The organism is Streptomyces sp. 12E, from assembly GCF_055633275.1.
Map to the genome: position 1 here is coordinate 194,477 of NZ_JBVNCJ010000003.1, position 16,142 is coordinate 210,618.

A 16,142-nucleotide genomic window follows, 5' to 3' on the forward strand; every position below is an offset into this window, starting at 1 on the left:
GTGACGGGGACGGCGGCGCCGTCGTTGTCGTTCGAGTTCTTCCCGCCCAGGACCGCCGAGGGCGAGCGGAGCCTGTGGCGGGCGGTCCGGCGTGTCGAACCGCTCGCCCCCGACTTCGTGTCCGTCACGTACGGCGCGGGCGGCTCCTCGCGGCACCGCACCGTCGAGGTCACCAAGCGCCTCGTGTCGGAGACGACGCTGCGCCCGGTCGCGCACCTGACCGCCGTCGGGCACTCGGTGGCCGAACTGCGGAGGATCATCGGCCAGTACGCGGACGCGGGCGTACGCGACGTGCTCGTCCTGCGCGGTGATCCGCCCGGCGACCCCAAGGGGCCGTGGGAGCCGCACCCCGAGGGCTTCAGGTACGCGTACCAGCTGGTCGAACTGGTGCGTTCACTGGGCGACTTCACGGTCGGCGTGGCGGCCTTCCCGGAGATGCACCCGCGCTCGCCCGACTGGGACAGCGACATCCGGCACTTCGTCGCCAAGTGCCGGGCGGGCGCCGACTACGCCATCACCCAGATGTTCTTCGACGTGGAGGACTACCTGCGGCTGCGCGACCGGGTCGCGGGCGCGGGCTGCGCGGTCCCGATCATCCCGGAGATCATGCCGGCCACCGACGTCCGGCAGATCCGCCGGTTCGCCGAGCTCTCCGACGCGGCGTTCCCCGAGGACCTCGCCCACCGTCTCGACGCCGCCCGCGACCGGCCCGGTGACGCGTACGCGATCGGGGTCGAGCACGCCACCGCCATGGCGCGGCGGCTGCTCGCGGAGGGCGCACCCGGTCTGCACTACATCACGCTCAACCGGTCCACCGCCGCCCTCGACATCCACCGCAACGTGGTGGGCTCCGCGAGCCCGGTCAGCTGACCGTCCACGGCCGGAGTCTCTCCGGGTTGCGCACGGCCCGGACGTGCTGGACGCGGTCGCCGGCCGCCTCGAACTCCGGCACGGTGACGGTGACCCCGTGGTGCCGCACCACCGGACCGGGCCGGCCGTTGACGCCGCGCTCCACGATCGTCAGGCCGGACATCCGGTCGAGGAGGCCGATCAGGGCCCCGGCGATCCTCTCGCCGCCCCGGGCGGGGCGCAGTCCGGCGTCGACGATGCCGCCGCTGTCGGCGACCGCCATGACCTCGGGGTCGAGAAGACCGATGAGGGTCTTGATGTCCTTGGCCTCCCACGCCTGCCAAAAGCCACTGACCACCTCCGCCCGTCGCGCTGTCGCGGTCGCGGGAGGCTGCCGGGCGCGAATGCGGCGGCGGGCCGAGGACGCCAGCTGCCGGCAGGCCGCCGGCGTACGGCCGACGATCTCCGCCACTTCCGCGAAGGGGTAGCGGAAGACGTCGTGCAGGACGAACGCGACGCGCTCGGCCGGCGTCAGCGATTCGAGCACGACGAGGAAGGCCATGCCGACCGACTCGTCGAGGGTGATCCGGTCGGCGGGATCCTCGGTGCCGCCGGACCGCCCCCCGACCCACTCCGTACGGTCCGGCAGCGGCTCCGGGGGCCATTCGCCCACGCAGTTCTCCCGCCGGGCCCGGGCGGAGCCGAGCAGGTCCAGGCAGATGCGGCCGGCGACCCTGGTCAGCCAGCCCTCGGGGGAGACGATGGCCTCCCGCTGCTCGTGCGACATGGCGTACCAGCGGGCGTACGTCTCCTGCACGACGTCCTCGGCGTCGGCCAGGGAGCCGAGGAACCGGTAGGCGAGATTGATCAGCCGGGGACGTTCCTCCACCAGGACGGGGAGCGCCGGACTGAGCGGGGCGTCACCCGGCTCGGGCCGCGTGCTCATGGTGTCGCCATCTCCCTCGTCCCCCCTCACCTCACATCACGGCGGCCTGCGTCGTCGAACAGACGGAGACCGAGCACCACCTGTTCCCCCGTCAGGAGGCCCGGCCGCCCGGGCCCTCGGTCTCCCCTTGCCGCTTCTCCGTCCCTCCGCAGGCGGGCCCGCCTGCGGAGGGACGGAGACGGAAGGGTGTGCCGGGGTTCGCGTCCGTCACTCTAGGAGCGGCTGACCAGCGAGTCCCGTGCGGCGTACGGAACATCGAGTACGGCTCCAGCAGGCCTCGAGTGCGAGGCGGACGAGCATCCATGAAGAGAGGACAGCACCCGTCGTGGAATCCGTGAACGTCGCGATCATCTACTACAGCGCGACCGGCCATGTGCACACCCTCGCGCACGCCGCCGCCGAGGGCGCCGAGAAGGCCGGTGCGACCGTCCGGGTCCGCCGCGTCGCCGAGACGGCCCCCGCCCGGGCCATCGACGCCAACCCCGCCTGGGCCCGGTACCGCGAGGAGCACCCGGACGTCACCGAGGCCGGTCTCGACGACCTCGACTGGGCCGACGCCGTCCTCCTGGGCACGCCCACCCGGTTCGGCAACCCCGCCAGTCAGCTCCGCGCCTTCCTCGACACCACGGGCCCGCTGTGGGTGCAGGGCCGGCTCGCGGGGAAGGTCTACTCCGCCTTCACCGTCAGCAACACCCTCCACGGCGGGCAGGAGTCCACCATCCTCGCCCTCTCCAACACCTTCTACCACTGGGGCGGCATCATCGTGCCCCCCGGCTACACCGACCCCGTCCAGTTCCAGGTCGGCAACCCGTACGGCGTCTCCCACGTCGCCGGCGTCCCCGGGCGGCAGACGGCCCCCGGCCAGGAGACCCTCCAGGCGGCCCGCCACCAGGCACGGCGCGTCACCGACACCGCGGCGGCCCTGAAGAAGGGCCGCGCCGCGCAGTGACGCCGCTCCCCCGCCGGGCACCGGCCGCGCGGGTTCCCGGCCCCCGGCGGCCGGGAACCCCCGGGTACGGCGGCCGGGGTCAGCTGGGGATCCAGTCCCGCTGGATGCGGGGGGTCCCGATGCCGAGCGACCGCATGTGCTCGATGGGGTTGGTGTACTCCCGGCTGGCGACGATCCGGCCGTCGCCGAGCGTGAAGCCGTGGATGAAGTGGTTGCGGTAGCGGCCCTCGGGATAGCCGGGGAAGCGGATCGTTCCCTCGCCTTCGCACTCGACCCAGATGACCGCCGGGTCCTGCGTCTCGTAGAGGTGCACGTCGGTCCACCGCCAGTCGGGCAGCACCTTCAGGGACAGCTCGCCGTGCCGCTTCAGCTTCTCGCGGCCCCTGACGACGATGGGCCGGCCGATGTCGGTGTAGAACAGGGACGCGGTGCCGTCCTCGGTGTAGAGGGTGTAGCGGCTCAGCCGTGCCTCGGCGCCGGTCTCCATGTACCGCTCCACGGCCCGCCGGTTGCGGGCCCGCAGGTCGTGGTGGTCGGTGAACACCGCGGCGGAGCCGCCGGATCGGGTGGACGGGGACGGTGTCATGGTGCCTCCCGGTGGGCCGGTGGGGTGGATGCGCGGGTCACGGCTGGAGCCGGCTGATCCGCCAGCCGTCGCCGACGCGGTCGTAGCGCAGTCGCTCGTGCAGCCGGTCGGTGCCGTTGGCCCAGAACTCCACGGAGGCGGGTTCGAGCCGGTAGGCCACGAACGTCTCGGGGCACGGCAGCGGCCGCTCCGGGACGCTCAGCTCCAGGGCCCTGGCGCGCAGCTCTTCGAACTCGTCGAGGTCGGCCAGCGGCTCGCTCTGCCGGGAGACGGAGGTCATCGGGTGGGTGAAGACGGGCCGCGCGAACCACAGGGCCTCGGCCTCGGCCCGGGGCAGCAGGCGCACAGGGCCCGCCAGCGTGATCTGCCGGCTGGTCTCGCGCCAGTACAGGACGCCGGAGGCCCACGGGTTCTCGGCCAGTTCCCGGCCCTTCCGGCTGCCGGCGTGGGTGATGAAGACGAGACCGGCGTCCGTGACCGCGTTGACCGCCACGATGCGCGACGAGGTGCGGCCCCGGGCGTCGGCGGTGGCCAGGGCGAGGGCGCGCGGTTCGCGCACGCCGTGGGCGGTGCTGCCCTCCAGCCACGAGGCCAGCAGCGCCATCGGCTCGGGGGACGGCACGAGGAACTCGGGGAAGTCCAGCTCGACGGTCGTGGTGAGGGTCTCCGAACGCGTGCTGCCCCGGCCGGCGGCCTTCCCGGGCGTTCCGTTCCCCGTTGACAGGTCAGACATGGAGCACTCCTTCGATCGTGACGACGCCGTGGCCCTCGACCTCGACGGAGTCGACCCGGTCGCCCTCCCCGTGTACGCGCGCGCCCATGGGGGAGGGACGGCCGATCTCGACGCCCTGGGTGATCTCGATGTGCCGGCCGTAGGCGCTCAGGCCGTGGCGGGCGAGGTGGATGGCGATGGGCCCGGCGGCGGAGCCGGTGGCGGCGTCCTCCATGACTCCGTACGCGGGTGAGAACATGCGGTTGCGCCACCGGGTGCCCTCCCCGGCGAAGCAGTTGGTCGCCATGTCGGGGAACCGGGCCAGGGCGCGGTGGTCGGGATCCACCTTCGACAGCGCCTCGACGCTCTCGAAGCCGACGAGGACGTGGCGCGGGCCGTTGCGGTAGATCTCCACCGGGAGCGTCGACCCGCCGACGCCGAGCGCCTCGAGGAGTTCGTCGGCGCGGTCGAAGGGTTGCCACACGGGCACCGGCTGGCGCATGCGGGCGGCGACGGCCTTTCCGTCCACGCGTTCCAGCTCGACGGGGATGACCCCCATGGCGGTCTCGATCCGCAGCCGGTCGGCGTCGGTGCGGGTGCCCAGGGCGATGGCCGTGCCCAGCAACGGGTGCCCGGCGAAGGGGAGCTCGTTGACCGGGGTGAAGATCCGCACATGGGCGTCCGCGCCCTGGCTGGGCCGGAGCACGAAAGTGGACTCCGAGAGGTTCATCTCCCGGGCGATGCGCTGCATCTGCTCGGGGGTCAGGTCGTCGCTCGCGAAGAACACCGCGACCGGGTTGCCGGTGAGCGGCTTCCGGGCGAACGCGTCGACGACGACGTACTGGTGCATCTGTTCTCCCACGTTTCCAAGGGGGCGCGGCCGTGCCGGGGCGAACGGAGGGCGGCCGGCCCGGCGGTGCCTCCGGTCAGGCCGGATCAGGGGTGCGGTCCGGGGCGAGAAGGCCGGCCAGGGTGGTGCCCACGATGCGCGGTCCGTCCTGGGTGAGCACCGACTCGGGGTGGAACTGCATCGAGGCGAACCGGGGACCGCGCAGGGCGTGGACCTCCCCGGTGGCCGGGTCCCGGCTGACCCGGACCGGGCCCAGACCGTCGGCGGTGAACTCGTCGCTCTCCCCGACCAGGGCGAAGGTGTTGTAGAAGCCGACGCGTTCGGCGGCGCCGAACAGGTCGATCTCCTTCTGCACGCCCTGGTTGGGCACCGCCCTGCGGCGCAGCGGCAGGCCGAGCCCGAGGCCGAGGACCTGGTGGCTGAGGCATACGGCGAGAAAGGGACGGCGGGCGCGCAGCAGGGCGCCGACCGCCGTGTGCAGATGGCGCATCTTGGGGTGCCCGGTCTCCTGCGGGTCGCCCGGGCCCGGCCCCATCACGACCAGGTCGTGCCCCTCGAAGGCGTACTCCTCGTCGAACCGCCGGACCGTCACCCGCAGGCCCAGCGCGCGCAGTTGCTGGTCGAGCATGGAGGTGAAGGTGTCCTCCGCGTCCACCACCAGGACGTCGCGTCCGGCCAGTTCCGGCCATGCCGACGCGCGCGCCGCGGCGTCGGAGAGCCAGAAACCGGCGATGGCGTCGTTGCGCGCCCGCAGGGCCCGGCGTACGCCGGGGTGGTCGGCGAAGCGCTCCCGCCCGCCCCCGTCCAGGGCGGCGACGAGCGCGGCCGCCTTGGCGCGGGTCTCCGCGGCCTCCGAGGCGGGGTCGGAGTGGCGGACGATGGTGGCGCCCACGCCGATGCCGATGCGTCCGTCGGTCCCGATGTCGGCGGTACGGATCAGGATCGCCGAGTCCATGACGCGCTCGCCCGCGTCGTCACGGCCGATGAGCGCGGCGGCGCCGCTGTAGTACTCGCGGCCGCCCGGCTCGAACCGGGCGATGGTGCGGCAGGCGCTCTCCAGCGGACTGCCGGTGACCGTGGGCGCGAACATGGTCTCGCGCAGGATGTCGCGCACGTCGCGGCCGGTGTGCCCCTCGATGAAGTACTCGGTGTGCGCGACCCGGGCCATCTCCTTGAGGTAAGGGCCCACGACACGGCCGCCCGCCGGGCAGATCCGGGCCATCATCTTGAGTTCCTCGTCGAGGACCATGTAGAGCTCGTCGGTCTCCTTCCGGTCGCCGAGGAACTCCAGGACGCCCGAGAGGGAGGGACCCGACAGCGGGTAGCGGTACGTGCCGCTGATGGGGTTCATGACGGCCGTGCCGCCTTGGAGGCTGACGTGCCGCTCGGGCGAGGCGCCGACCAGGGTCCGGGTGCCGGTGTGGATCAGGAACGTCCAGTGGGCACCGGACTCGCCCTTGAGGAGCCGGCGGAACAGCGCGGGGGCGCTCGGCGGCCCGTAGTCCGTGATGTCGGCGACGAAGGTGCGCTTGATGACGAAGTTCGCGCCCTCCCCGGTGCCGATCATCTCCTTGACGATGCGGCGCACCACCTCCTCGTACGCCTCGTCGTCGACGTCGAAGCCGCCGCCGGCCAGCGTCGTCGGCACGTCGGGGATCCGGGTCAGCGCCTCGTCGAGAGGCAGCCGCTGCTGGCCGGTGACGGTCATCGCCACCAGCGGCGTCCCGTCGTCGGCGCAGGCGAAGCCGCGCTCGGCCAGCTGCCGGTAGGGGACGACGACGAGGACCTCGTGATGTGCGCCGGGGTCCGGGACCGGCGGCAGGGGGATGTCGGCCAGGGTCGCGGGCAGGGAGACCTCGCCCGTCAGGACCTCGACGGCGCCGGGGTCGGTCCCGGGCCGGTACAGCAGGGCGTACGGCCGTGACGGTGTGTTCAGCACCTGGTCGAGCAGATCGGCACGTGTCATGCGAACAGCCCCTTGACCGTGGTGACTCGGGCGCAGCGCCCGGCGGCGTAGGCGAGTGCCTGGTGGTGGTGGTCCGCCGAGAAGTCGGCGGTGGCGTCGGCGACGAGGAACGGCCGGATGTCGTGGGTGAAGGCGTCGACGGCGGTGGCCAGCACGCCGACGTGGGCGTAGACCCCGCACAGGACGAGCTGGTCGCGGCCGGTGGCGCGCATCCGCTGCAGCAGGTCGGTCCTGAAGAAGGCGCTGTAGCGCCACTTGGTGAGCAGCCAGTCGTGTTCCGCCGGGGCGAGCGCGTCGACGACCTGGCGGTCCTCGGGTGCGGGACGCATGCCCGGACCCCAGAAGTCCTTGAGCAGACCGCGCTCCTCGTCGGTCATGCCGCCCGGCTGGGCGGTGTAGGCGACCGGCATGCCGAGCCGGACGCACTGCTCGCGCAGCCGCGCCGCGTTGCGGACCAGGGCGTTGCGCAGGTCTTCGGGGAACGGCTTGAGGAAGTACCGCTGCATGTCGTGGACCAGAAGGACCGACCGGTCGGGTTCGGCCTTCCAGGACACGACGGCCGACGGCAGGTCACCCTCGGAGGGAAGCGGGTACGCGGAGATGGAAGGTATACCGGTCATGGCTCCTGTTCCTGCTCGGCAGGTGGCTCAGGCGGTCCAGGACGAGATCACGGAGACGGCCTGCCACGGAGTGAGGCGGGGATCGCAGAACGAGGTGTAGCGCTCACCCACGAAGTCCAGGTCGGCCCGGGTGGTGGCGCATTCGGTGACGTCGTCCGGTGTGGTCTCCAGGTGCAGCCCGCCGGGGACGCCGCCGGCGCCGCGCACGGCCGCCACGAACCGCGAGACCTCCAGGGCGACGGTCTCCACGAGGCGCGCCTTGTGGCCGCCGGGCGCCGTCACGGTGTTGCCGTGCATGGGGTCGGTGAGCCAGATGACGGGGTGGCCCGCATCGTGCACGGCCTCGACGAGGCGCGGAAGCCGTTCGGTGACGCGGTCGGCCCCCATCCGTGCGATGAGGGTGAGTTTGCCGGGGTCCCGCCACGGGTCGAGCCGCTCGCACAGCGCCAGCAGCTCGTCCGGCTCCATGGTGGGACCGACCTTGCACGCCACCGGATTGCTCACCTGGGAGAGCAGGGCGACGTGGGCGCCGTCGACCTGGCGGGTGCGCTCACCGATCCACGGCCAGTGGGTCGAGCCCAGGAACAGCCGCCCCTGCTCGTCGATGCGGAGCATGGGGATCTCGTAGTCGAGGAGCAGCGCCTCGTGGCTCGTCCAGACCAGGGGTTCCACGACGTCGCGTCCCGCGGCGCGTTCGCTCCAGCCCAGATGACCGACGATGTCGTTGGCGGCCATGTATCCCGTGAGGATGCGCAGGGGGTCGGCGCGGCGGCTCTCGCGGTCCGGTTCCGGACCGTTGACCATGTGGCCCCGGAAGGAAGGCAGGGTGGCGCCGTCGACGACCTCGGTGTCCTTCGAGCGGGGCTTGGCGAACTGTCCCGCGATGCGCCCCGCGCGCAGCACGGGCCTGCCGGTGACCAGACCGAGGGCTCCGGCGAGCAGGTCGAGCACCGCGGCCTTGCGTGCCACGTGGTGGGGGGTGCACTCCCGCGGGTCCTCGGCGCAGTCGCCCGCCTGCACCACCATGGCGTCGCCGAGCGCCACCTTGCCGAGCAGGGTCCGCATCGTGGCCACGTCGTCGGGCCGTACGAGGGTGGGGCGTGCGGCCAGTGCCTGGCTCACCCTGCTCAGCTGGGAGAGGTCGCTCCATTCGGGCTGCTGCATCGCCTCCCGGAGACGAATGTCCCGTACGACGTCTCTCACGACATCTTTCATGACGTACTCCGATCCGCAGACGACGTCGTGCCGTTCAGGTGGCGGGCCTTTCAGGTGGGGATTCCCTTGCGCTTGATCTCCGGGACGGGAATGCCGAGCGCCCGCAGCTGCTCGAAGGGGTTCATGAATTCGCGCTGTCGCTTGATCTTCCCGTTCTCGAACTCGAACGAGTGCAGGAAGTGGTTCTCGTAGTAGCCCTCGGGGTAGTCGCCGAAGCGGATCTTCCCGTGGCCGTCGCACTCCACCCAGAACCGGTCGGGGTCCTGGGTCTCGAAGATCGTGATGTTGTACCACTCCCAGTCGGGGAAACACTCCAGTGACCAGACGGCGTGGTCGGCAAGACGGTCCTTGCCCTTGATCACGATGGGGGCGCCGGTGTCGGTGGTCCACAGACCGCCGCTGCCGTCCTCGGTGAACAGCTCGTGCCGCCGCAGCCGGTCCTGACCCTTGGTGTTCATGTACTGCTCGACGACGGCGCGGTTGCTGCGGCGCAGTTCCGCGTGGTCGGTGAATCCCTGGGGGACGGCGCTTTCGGACACAACGGCTCCTCTGTGTTCTCGAGTGACTGAACGCATGACGAAAGCGGCCCCGGTGACGGGACCGCTTGACGGTGAAGTGAACGGACCTCGGCGCATTCACCGGATGCGCGGCCGGCCGCCGGTCGCGGCCGGCCGAGGCGAGGCCGGGGGACGCCGTGCTAGCCGGCGTCGACGGCTGTCAGCATGGCCTCCACCCGGGTGTGCCACTGGTAGTACGACTGGATCTTGTGCGACTCGCCCTCGGGGGTCACCGAGACGCCGTAGACGTACTGCTCGCCGGCGGGGTACGGGGCGTTCTTCACGAGCTTCTCGATGCCCGGGCCGATCTCCAGGGGAAGCCCCAGCGGGTCCTTCGTCTTCACGGAGAAGGTGATCCGCTCGATGGCCGAGGATTCCCAGCTCAGAGTGGTGTACATGCAGAAGGCCTGCTCGCAGAAGCGCAGCAGCCCCTCGCTCGGTTCGGGCAGCCCCGCCTCGCTCAGCAACGCCCGGAGCGCCTCCGGCCGGAAGAACTCGGGCGAGGACGGGTTGAAGTACAGGTTCACCGTCCGCTTCGGGTAGTCGATGCCGACCGTGTTCACGATGTCGGCCACGCCGTACCGCTCGAAGAAGGCGAGGTTGTCGGCGACGCTCCGCGGCATCGACGCCAGCTCGGCGAGCTCGGCCGCCGGCTGCGGTGTCGGCACGGGGAAGAAGGTCCAGGTCTTCTTGAAGCCGCCGACGACGCCGAAGTCGAAACCGTAACCGCCGACCGGGAAGGCCCGGTGGATCTCCGCCGACAGTCGGTCGACGGCATGACCCGTCCGCGTGGCCAAGCCGTTGGACAGCGCGACCGCGTAGGGGTCGAGGTCCTTGGGAAGCATCGTCCAGCGGCAGTCGAGGTCTCCCGCCCCCCGGGGACCGGTCTGGGTCCGGAAGGAGATGACGGCGGGCGCCATCACATGCTCGTACGCCGTCAGGATGGGCCAGACCTTGTCGTGCGAGAGGGGGACGCCCATCATCCGGGACGTCTCCTCGGTGACCGAGTAGAACTCCGATGTCCGAGCTTCTGGCATGCTTCCTCCACGGATCAGTCGCGGTGTCCGACGGGGTGAGGACAGGACAGCTGCCTCGTGCACCTCTGGTGCGGGCGTGCCCGGTTCGGGCGCCGTGAAGGCGGCCAGGACACCGAGCAGCACGGCACGGATGCCGGAAAGCGGGAGTGAGAGAATCTGCCGACTCGCTGCCGCCCGGGAGTTTTCGGGCAGGGAGGGCGTGCAGAAAGCGTGACACAGGCGGCGCCTCCGCACCAAGGGGCTCCCGGAGTGACCTGGATCACGCAACCGACGGTCCTGGCGCCGGTCCGCTGACGGTGTGCCGGACCGGTGCGACGACCGGGGCGCCCGCCTCGCGTGTGCAGCTGCCGGGCCCCGTGCCCGCCACCTGTGCGGTGGCCCCGCCGAAGACCCTAGGGCGTACCGCTCATGCGGTTCCAAGACCTTTTCCGTCATGTGATGATGCCTCCGAAGGCATCACCGGAGGTGAGCGGTGGATCTCCTGCAGTTGCGCTACTTCCAGGCCGTCGCCCGGTACGAGCACATCAGCCGCGCCGCGGAGGAGCTGCACGTCGCCCAGCCCGCGCTCAGCCGCACCATCGCCCGTCTGGAGGCCGACCTCGGCACCCCGCTCTTCGACCGGCGGGGCCGCCGTGTCCGGCTGAACCAGTACGGCGCGGTGTTCCTGCGCCACGTCGACCGCGCCCTGCGCGAACTCGACGACGGCCGCAGAGCGCTGCGCGACGCCCGTGACACGGGGCTCGGCCGGGTCTGCGTCGCCTCCGAGACCCTTCTGACGATCACCCCTGTCCTCGGCAGTTTCCGCGCCGCCCACCCCCGGGCCGACGTGCGGCTCTTCCAGTCGAACGCACGCGAGATGAGCCGCCAGCTGCGCGCCGGCGAGGTCGACTTCTGCGTCGCCTCGCAGCCACTGACCGGCACGGCCCTGGAGTGCGTGGAGCTCGCCCGGGAGGAGGTGCTGCTCGCGGTACCGCGCGGACACTGGCTCGACGGCCGGGAGAGCGTGACGATCCCCGAGATCGCCGACGAGCCCTTCGTCACCACCCGGCCCGGCCACTGGCAGCGCGCCCTCCTCGACCGGCTGTTCGCGGCCGAAGGGCTCACCCCCCGGCTGTCCTGCGAGGGTGACGAACCGGCCGCCAGCCAGGACATGATCAGCGTCGGGCTCGGCATCGGCCTCATCCCCGCGATGTCCCGCCAGGCCGGTACGGAGACGAGCGTCCCGGTCGCCTGGGTCCACCTGGACGCGCCCGACTGCCACCGGGTGCTCACGCTCGTGCAGGGCCGCGACGCGTACCTGTCCGAAGCAGCCCTGAAATTCAGGGAGTTCATCATCGGCAGGCCCTTCATGGCACACCGTCCGCCCGGCCCGCGCCCCGAGCGCGCCCTTCCTCCCGCCTAGAGCCGTCCCGGCCGGAGCGGCCCTGGTGCGGCGGCGACCCGGTCTGGTACGTTCCCACCGGCTGCCGTACCCACCTGCCGCTGGACGTCGCGTGTCCGAACGGTCGTGGTGCCAGGGCACGTCGGCGGGGGTGTCGCGTCCCCGGCCGGCCGGGGCGGCGCATCCCACGTCTCCTGATCACTCGACCGGTTTCCGTGCCGTGGCGTGTCTCCGGCACACGGCCGATCGCCCTCGAGGAGTTCCGTCATACCCGAGATCACGTACGTGGCCGTCGATGGGACCGAACGCGAGATCGACGTCCCCGTCGGTACGAGCGTCATGCGCGGCGCCGTCCTCGACGACGTCGTGGGCATCGTCGCCGGGTGCGGCGGCACCACGCAGTGCGCCACCTGCCACGTCCATGCCGACGATGCCCGGCTCGGCGCACCGGCGCCCGCCGAGCCGGCCGAGGACGGCATGCTCGACCTCACCGCCCGCCCGCGCCGGCCCGCCGGTGCGGGCCGGGGCGCCACGCTCACCGGCCGGCCGCCGCGCGCGACGCGTTCGCCCGGTCGGTCCTCTCCCGGGTGAACTCGGGCAGCTCACGGCCGAAGTGGCCGTACGCGGCGGTCCGGGCGTGGATCGGGCGGAGCAGGTCGAGACCGCGGGTGATCGCGGCCGGGCGCAGGTCGAACCCCTCGGTGACGGCCGCCTGGACGCGGTTCACCGGCACCGGGACGGTGCCGGACGTCTCCGCTGACAGCCCGACCGGCTCGGCCTTGCCGATCGCGTACGCCACCCGCGCCTCGCAGCGCGCGGCCGGGCCCGCGTCACCCGTCGGACCCCACCGCCACAGCGGCAGGACAAGGACGGATCAGGCGACGCCGCTCGCGACCAGGCGGTTGAGCGCCGTCAGGACGTGCACGTCGGCCAGTACGGGAAAGTCGAAGGGCAGGGGACGCGGGCCCGCCTGGTCGGGGATCGAGGTGAATCCGCCGTCGGGGTGCTGCTGGTCCTCCAGGTAGGCGAGGGGCTTGGCCAGGTCGACCCCCGGGGCGTGGCGGGCGAGCGCGCACAGGGCCTGTGCGGTGGACAGCACATCGCTGTCCTTCCCCGGGCCGTGTCCCCACCCGCCGTCGCTCGCCTGGGCCTGCTGGAGGAAGGCCACGGCCCTGGCCGTGCACGCGTCGGCGCGCCGGCGCAGAACCTCTTCCGACGCGGGGACGCGGGACAGGGCGTCCAGGACGCGCAGGGTGACGCTCGAGACGCTCAGCGACCAGCCCGGTTCAAAACTCCCGTCCTCGTGCTGGGCGCCGATGAGTATCTCGGCCGCGGGGCCGAGCAGGTCCGCGTGGCGGCTCCAGGGCAGGGCGATGACGGCTCCCGCCGTCATGTCGAGGTCCCAGGGGTGGCCCCGCAGATAGGTGGGAAAGCCGCCCTCCTCGTTCGCCCGGGCGCGCAGATACGCCTCGCCTCCCTCGATGCCGTGCCGGAACCGCGTCTCGTCGAGTGTCCGCAGGAACTCCACGCACCGGGCGGTGTCGTCGACGTCGGTCTGGGTCGTGGTCTCGTTGTAGCCCCAGCCGCCGTCGGCGTGCTGGCGGGAGGCGATGTACTCCCCCATCCGCGACACGAGCTGCGCGTGTCCCGGCACGGGGGCGAGGGCCACTCCGGCGAGGGCGGTCACGAAGACCTCCTGCCCGTCGACGAACGGCACGCCACCGTCCCGGCCGCGCAGCCGGACCAGCGCCTCGATCCCCTCGCGCATCAGTTCGCAGCCGGGCCGGAAGGTGTGCAGTGCGTGCAGTGCCACCAGGTGGGCCAGCGCGTTTCCCTCCCACACCCGCCCCGCGGGGAAGGCGGCCAGCCGGCGCACCAGCAGATCCCGGTACTCGAGCACGTCCCGCTGGTGCGTGGCGTTTCCGGGCTGTCCCGCTCCCTCGTCGTCGTGCGCGTGGAGGATGGTGGCCGCGCACAGGGTCAGCTCCGTCCACACCGCCTGCGGCCGCGGGCCGATGCTGCCCGGATCGGGGCGCGCGCCGTCCGGCAGCAGGCCGCACAGGCTCAGAATGGTCTCCAGCAGGAGCCGCTTGCGCGCACCGGTGCCGTGCCGGGACCTCCCGAGGTCCAGCACGTCGGCGGTGTCGCAGGGCCGGCCGAGCAGCGCGTCGGCGACCACCCGTTCCAGGGCGCCGTTGGGCCGGGCCCGCTGGAGGTAGTCCTGCAGTTCCTTCTGCGCACGGGGCAGCGCGCGCTCCTTGCGCAGCAGAAGCAGCAGCAGCGCGGACTCGATGATCCGGCCCGCGCACCGGTCCTTGACGGCGCCCTCGCCGTCCACCTGCACGGCCAGGTGGCGCGCCACACGGTCGCGTACCGCCGCGGCTCCGGACCGCTGCCCGTCACCGCTCGCTGCCGGCGGCTGCAGGGCGGGGCCGCCCACGGAGCCAACCAGACGATCACTCATGCTCAGTTTCCTTTCGGACGTCCGAACGCAACACACGGCTGCCCGTGCGGCAGCCCGTGCCGGGGTTGCCGGGCGCGGAGGGGGAGGGCGGTTCGTTCCAGGGGCGGGCGCACACAGCAGGCCCGTCCCCGCCCGCGTCGCCCGGTCCCGGACGGACCTCGCGCGCGTCGGGGAGAAAAAAGAACGCCGAGCACGGTGGGAGGAGAACCTCGACCACCGCTCGGCGGAATCCGGGCAGGGGGAATGTGCCGACAGTGTGACACGGCCGACGTCACCGGGCCAAGGGGTGTCCGAAAGCCGACGCGGCACACGCCGACGGACGCCGGCTCACAAACCGGGTGGCCACGTCGTCAGTCAAGTGTGCTGGAAGCTCAGTAGTTCAGAAGAGAAATGGGGATCTCGATGCACGACACCTCTTCCGAGGGTGCGCCCTCCCACGCCGGGGCGGGCACGGCGGTCATGACGGACCGGACGGTGGACGGTCGTGGAACGGTTGTCCTGCTGCGGGTCGTGGCGGCCCTCGCCCTGCTCCAGACCCTGGTGCAGGGTCTGCTGGCCGGGATGCTGATGAACGGCGACGTCGACTCGATCGACCCGCACGGGCACAACGCCTACGCCTTCGAGTTCCTGGTGTTCCTCCAGGTCGTGGCCGCCTTCCTGCTGTGGCGCCGCAACCGCTGGCTGACCTGGCCGCTGAAGGCGACCATAGGCATCCTGGTGGCCACCTTCGCCCAGACCGGACTGGGTCTGAACGGCTCGCTCGCCGCCCACGTCACCCTCGGTGTGGCGCTGTGCGCGATGGAGACGGCGCTCGTCCTGCGCGCGTTCACGCTCCGCGTGGCGGCCCCGTCCCCGTCCGCCTGAGCCTGCCGGCGCGCGGGCGCCGCCGGCGTTCGCGGTCACGGCGGGGCGCCGCCGTGACCGCCCGGCGCCGTTCGGGAAACGACGGGTACGCACGACCTCACAGCCGGCCGCGCCGTCTCGTCATGACCAGTGACAGAAGTGATCCGAGGAGACCCCGACACCATGAGCTCCCCGCAGGAAGACGACCAGCTCGATCCGGACCTGGACGCGGTCATGAACGAGCGGCGCCAGCTGATCAATCTGGCCTACCGGCTGCTGGGATCGCTGGCCGACGCGGAGGACGTCGTGCAGGACACGTACGTCCGCTGGTACGCCATGACGCCCGCGCAGCGGGAGGCCATCGTGTCCCCGGGGGCCTGGCTGAACAAGGTCGCCAGCCGCATCTGCCTGGACCTGCTCGGCTCGGCGCGGGTGCGCCGCGAGAGCTACGTGGGCGAGTGGATCCCCGAACCCGTGCCCGATCGCACGGAGTGGGCCACCGTCCGGCCGGCGGACACCGCCACCGATCCCGCCGACCGGATCACTCTCGACGAGTCGGTCAGCATGGCCTTCCTCGTCGTCCTGGAATCACTCACCCCGGCCGAGCGCGTCGCGTTCGTGCTGCACGACGTCTTCCGCTATCCCTTCAACGACATCGCCGACATCGTCGGCCGGACACCGGCGGCCTGCCGTCAGCTGGCCACGTCGGCGCGCCGCCGCATCCGCGACGCACAGACCCCGACCCGGCCCGCCAACCGGCAGACCGATGTCGTGCGGAACTTCAAGCAGGCCTGGGAGTCCATGGACATCGACGCCCTCGTCGGTTTCCTCGACCCCAACGCCGTGTCGGTCGCCGACACCGGCGGACTCGTCGAGGCCGGGGCCCGCTCCCTGGAGGGCGCCCGGCAGATCGCGAGCGGTCTCGTGGCCCTCCTCCAGAGGATGCCCGACCTGACCATCCTGGAGCGCATGGTCAACGGTCGGCCGGGGCTCGTGATCCAGCAGGACGGCGTCATCGTGAGCGTGATGGCGCTGGAGGCGACCGACGACCGGGTCACCCACCTGTGGGTCATGCGCAACCCCGAGAAGCTGCGCCGGTGGAGGACGGAGCCGCAGGGCTGACCCGGGCGGCCCGCCTCACATCACGGGGGGCTGCGTCGTCGTACC

The 16,142-nt window shown here is 72.1% G+C and carries 16 protein-coding genes and 1 pseudogene; 6 read left to right on the forward strand and 11 right to left on the reverse strand.

Features of this window, described 5'->3' with window-relative positions:
* Positions 1–870, forward strand: coding sequence for a methylenetetrahydrofolate reductase [NAD(P)H] (gene metF / locus ACZ8ZB_RS35500; RefSeq protein ID WP_470741904.1), 870 nt, complete (start codon positions 1–3; stop codon positions 868–870).
* Here metF and ACZ8ZB_RS35505 read toward each other — a convergent pair.
* Positions 863–1,795 (reverse strand): sigma-70 family RNA polymerase sigma factor, encoded by a 933-nt coding sequence (locus tag ACZ8ZB_RS35505; protein ID WP_470741905.1) that lies wholly within the window; start codon positions 1,793–1,795, stop codon positions 863–865. The genes metF and ACZ8ZB_RS35505 overlap by 8 nt on opposite strands.
* 325 nt (positions 1,796–2,120) lie before the next feature.
* Here ACZ8ZB_RS35505 and wrbA point away from each other — a divergent pair, with 325 nt between their 5' ends.
* Positions 2,121–2,744 (forward strand): NAD(P)H:quinone oxidoreductase, encoded by a 624-nt coding sequence (wrbA, locus tag ACZ8ZB_RS35510; RefSeq protein ID WP_470741906.1) that lies wholly within the window; start codon positions 2,121–2,123, stop codon positions 2,742–2,744.
* Positions 2,745–2,823: 79 nt separating this feature from the next.
* Here the strand turns inward: wrbA and ACZ8ZB_RS35515 are convergent, their stop codons facing one another.
* The 8 genes from ACZ8ZB_RS35515 to ACZ8ZB_RS35550 all read right to left on the reverse strand — a co-directional run bounded on the left by ACZ8ZB_RS35515 (position 2,824) and on the right by ACZ8ZB_RS35550 (position 10,287).
* A complete protein-coding gene (locus ACZ8ZB_RS35515; RefSeq protein ID WP_470741907.1) occupies positions 2,824–3,330 on the reverse strand; it encodes a PhzA/PhzB family protein in 507 nt (168 codons plus the stop codon).
* A 37-nt stretch (positions 3,331–3,367) separates the two neighbouring features.
* Positions 3,368–4,063: a phenazine biosynthesis FMN-dependent oxidase PhzG gene (gene phzG / locus ACZ8ZB_RS35520; protein WP_470741908.1), complete on the reverse strand. Its 696-nt coding sequence runs from the start codon at positions 4,061–4,063 to the stop codon at positions 3,368–3,370.
* Complete coding sequence (locus ACZ8ZB_RS35525; RefSeq protein WP_470741909.1) at positions 4,056–4,904, reverse strand: PhzF family phenazine biosynthesis isomerase; 849 nt, start codon at positions 4,902–4,904, stop codon at positions 4,056–4,058. The genes phzG and ACZ8ZB_RS35525 overlap by 8 nt, the downstream gene beginning before the upstream one ends.
* Positions 4,905–4,968: 64 nt before the next feature.
* Entirely contained in the window at positions 4,969–6,858 is a 1,890-nt protein-coding gene (locus ACZ8ZB_RS35530) for an anthranilate synthase family protein (RefSeq protein WP_470741910.1), read from the reverse strand.
* Positions 6,855–7,478, reverse strand: coding sequence for an isochorismatase family protein (locus tag ACZ8ZB_RS35535; RefSeq protein ID WP_470741911.1), 624 nt, complete (start codon positions 7,476–7,478; stop codon positions 6,855–6,857). Before ACZ8ZB_RS35535 ends, ACZ8ZB_RS35530 begins: the two co-directional genes overlap by 4 nt.
* Before the next feature lie 27 nt (positions 7,479–7,505).
* Positions 7,506–8,681, reverse strand: a complete 1,176-nt coding sequence (locus ACZ8ZB_RS35540) for a 3-deoxy-7-phosphoheptulonate synthase (protein ID WP_470741912.1) — start codon at positions 8,679–8,681, stop codon at positions 7,506–7,508.
* A gap of 62 nt (positions 8,682–8,743) precedes the next feature.
* The gene (locus tag ACZ8ZB_RS35545) at positions 8,744–9,232 is read right to left on the reverse strand and encodes a PhzA/PhzB family protein (protein ID WP_470741913.1); all 489 of its coding nucleotides are present in this window, start codon (positions 9,230–9,232) and stop codon (positions 8,744–8,746) included.
* A 158-nt stretch (positions 9,233–9,390) separates the two neighbouring features.
* A complete protein-coding gene (locus ACZ8ZB_RS35550) occupies positions 9,391–10,287 on the reverse strand; it encodes an aromatic prenyltransferase (protein WP_470741914.1) in 897 nt (298 codons plus the stop codon).
* A gap of 472 nt (positions 10,288–10,759) precedes the next feature.
* Here ACZ8ZB_RS35550 and ACZ8ZB_RS35555 point away from each other — a divergent pair, with 472 nt between their 5' ends.
* Positions 10,760–11,689, forward strand: coding sequence for a LysR family transcriptional regulator (locus ACZ8ZB_RS35555; protein ID WP_470741915.1), 930 nt, complete (start codon positions 10,760–10,762; stop codon positions 11,687–11,689).
* Between the two features lie 264 nt (positions 11,690–11,953).
* On the forward strand, positions 11,954–12,259 hold the full coding sequence (locus ACZ8ZB_RS35560; protein WP_470741916.1) for a 2Fe-2S iron-sulfur cluster-binding protein: 306 nt from the start codon (positions 11,954–11,956) through the stop codon (positions 12,257–12,259).
* On the opposite strand, the pseudogene ACZ8ZB_RS35565 reads toward ACZ8ZB_RS35560, so the two are convergent.
* Both ACZ8ZB_RS35565 and ACZ8ZB_RS35570 read right to left on the reverse strand, forming a co-directional pair.
* Positions 12,204–12,497 (reverse strand): annotated as a pseudogene (locus tag ACZ8ZB_RS35565) (methionine adenosyltransferase domain-containing protein); the annotation flags it as partial. The gene ACZ8ZB_RS35560 and the pseudogene ACZ8ZB_RS35565 overlap by 56 nt on opposite strands.
* A 45-nt stretch (positions 12,498–12,542) precedes the next feature.
* The gene (locus tag ACZ8ZB_RS35570) at positions 12,543–14,132 is read right to left on the reverse strand and encodes a prenyltransferase/squalene oxidase repeat-containing protein (RefSeq protein WP_470741917.1); all 1,590 of its coding nucleotides are present in this window, start codon (positions 14,130–14,132) and stop codon (positions 12,543–12,545) included.
* Positions 14,133–14,534: 402 nt separating this feature from the next.
* On the opposite strand from ACZ8ZB_RS35570, the gene ACZ8ZB_RS35575 reads away from it, so the two are divergent.
* Both ACZ8ZB_RS35575 and sigJ read left to right on the forward strand, forming a co-directional pair.
* The gene (locus tag ACZ8ZB_RS35575) at positions 14,535–14,996 is read left to right on the forward strand and encodes a hypothetical protein (protein WP_470741918.1); all 462 of its coding nucleotides are present in this window, start codon (positions 14,535–14,537) and stop codon (positions 14,994–14,996) included.
* 162 nt (positions 14,997–15,158) lie between these two features.
* Complete coding sequence (sigJ, locus tag ACZ8ZB_RS35580; RefSeq protein WP_470741919.1) at positions 15,159–16,097, forward strand: RNA polymerase sigma factor SigJ; 939 nt, start codon at positions 15,159–15,161, stop codon at positions 16,095–16,097.
* Positions 16,098–16,142 lie beyond the last annotated feature (45 nt).

What these genes read in the sequence shown, in the direction of transcription:
- ACZ8ZB_RS35505 (WP_470741905.1), bottom strand. Translation starts at nt 1,795, where the DNA reads ATGAGCACGCGGCCCGAGCCGGGTGACGCCCCGCTCAGTCCGGCGCTC.
- ACZ8ZB_RS35515 (WP_470741907.1), bottom strand. Translation starts at nt 3,330, where the DNA reads ATGACACCGTCCCCGTCCACCCGATCCGGCGGCTCCGCCGCGGTGTTC.
- phzG (WP_470741908.1), bottom strand. Translation starts at nt 4,063, where the DNA reads ATGTCTGACCTGTCAACGGGGAACGGAACGCCCGGGAAGGCCGCCGGC.
- ACZ8ZB_RS35530 (WP_470741910.1), bottom strand. Translation starts at nt 6,858, where the DNA reads ATGACACGTGCCGATCTGCTCGACCAGGTGCTGAACACACCGTCACGG.
- ACZ8ZB_RS35535 (WP_470741911.1), bottom strand. Translation starts at nt 7,478, where the DNA reads ATGACCGGTATACCTTCCATCTCCGCGTACCCGCTTCCCTCCGAGGGT.
- ACZ8ZB_RS35550 (WP_470741914.1), bottom strand. Translation starts at nt 10,287, where the DNA reads ATGCCAGAAGCTCGGACATCGGAGTTCTACTCGGTCACCGAGGAGACG.
- ACZ8ZB_RS35570 (WP_470741917.1), bottom strand. Translation starts at nt 14,132, where the DNA reads ATGAGTGATCGTCTGGTTGGCTCCGTGGGCGGCCCCGCCCTGCAGCCG.
- ACZ8ZB_RS35575 (WP_470741918.1), top strand. Translation starts at nt 14,535, where the DNA reads ATGCACGACACCTCTTCCGAGGGTGCGCCCTCCCACGCCGGGGCGGGC.
- sigJ (WP_470741919.1), top strand. Translation starts at nt 15,159, where the DNA reads ATGAGCTCCCCGCAGGAAGACGACCAGCTCGATCCGGACCTGGACGCG.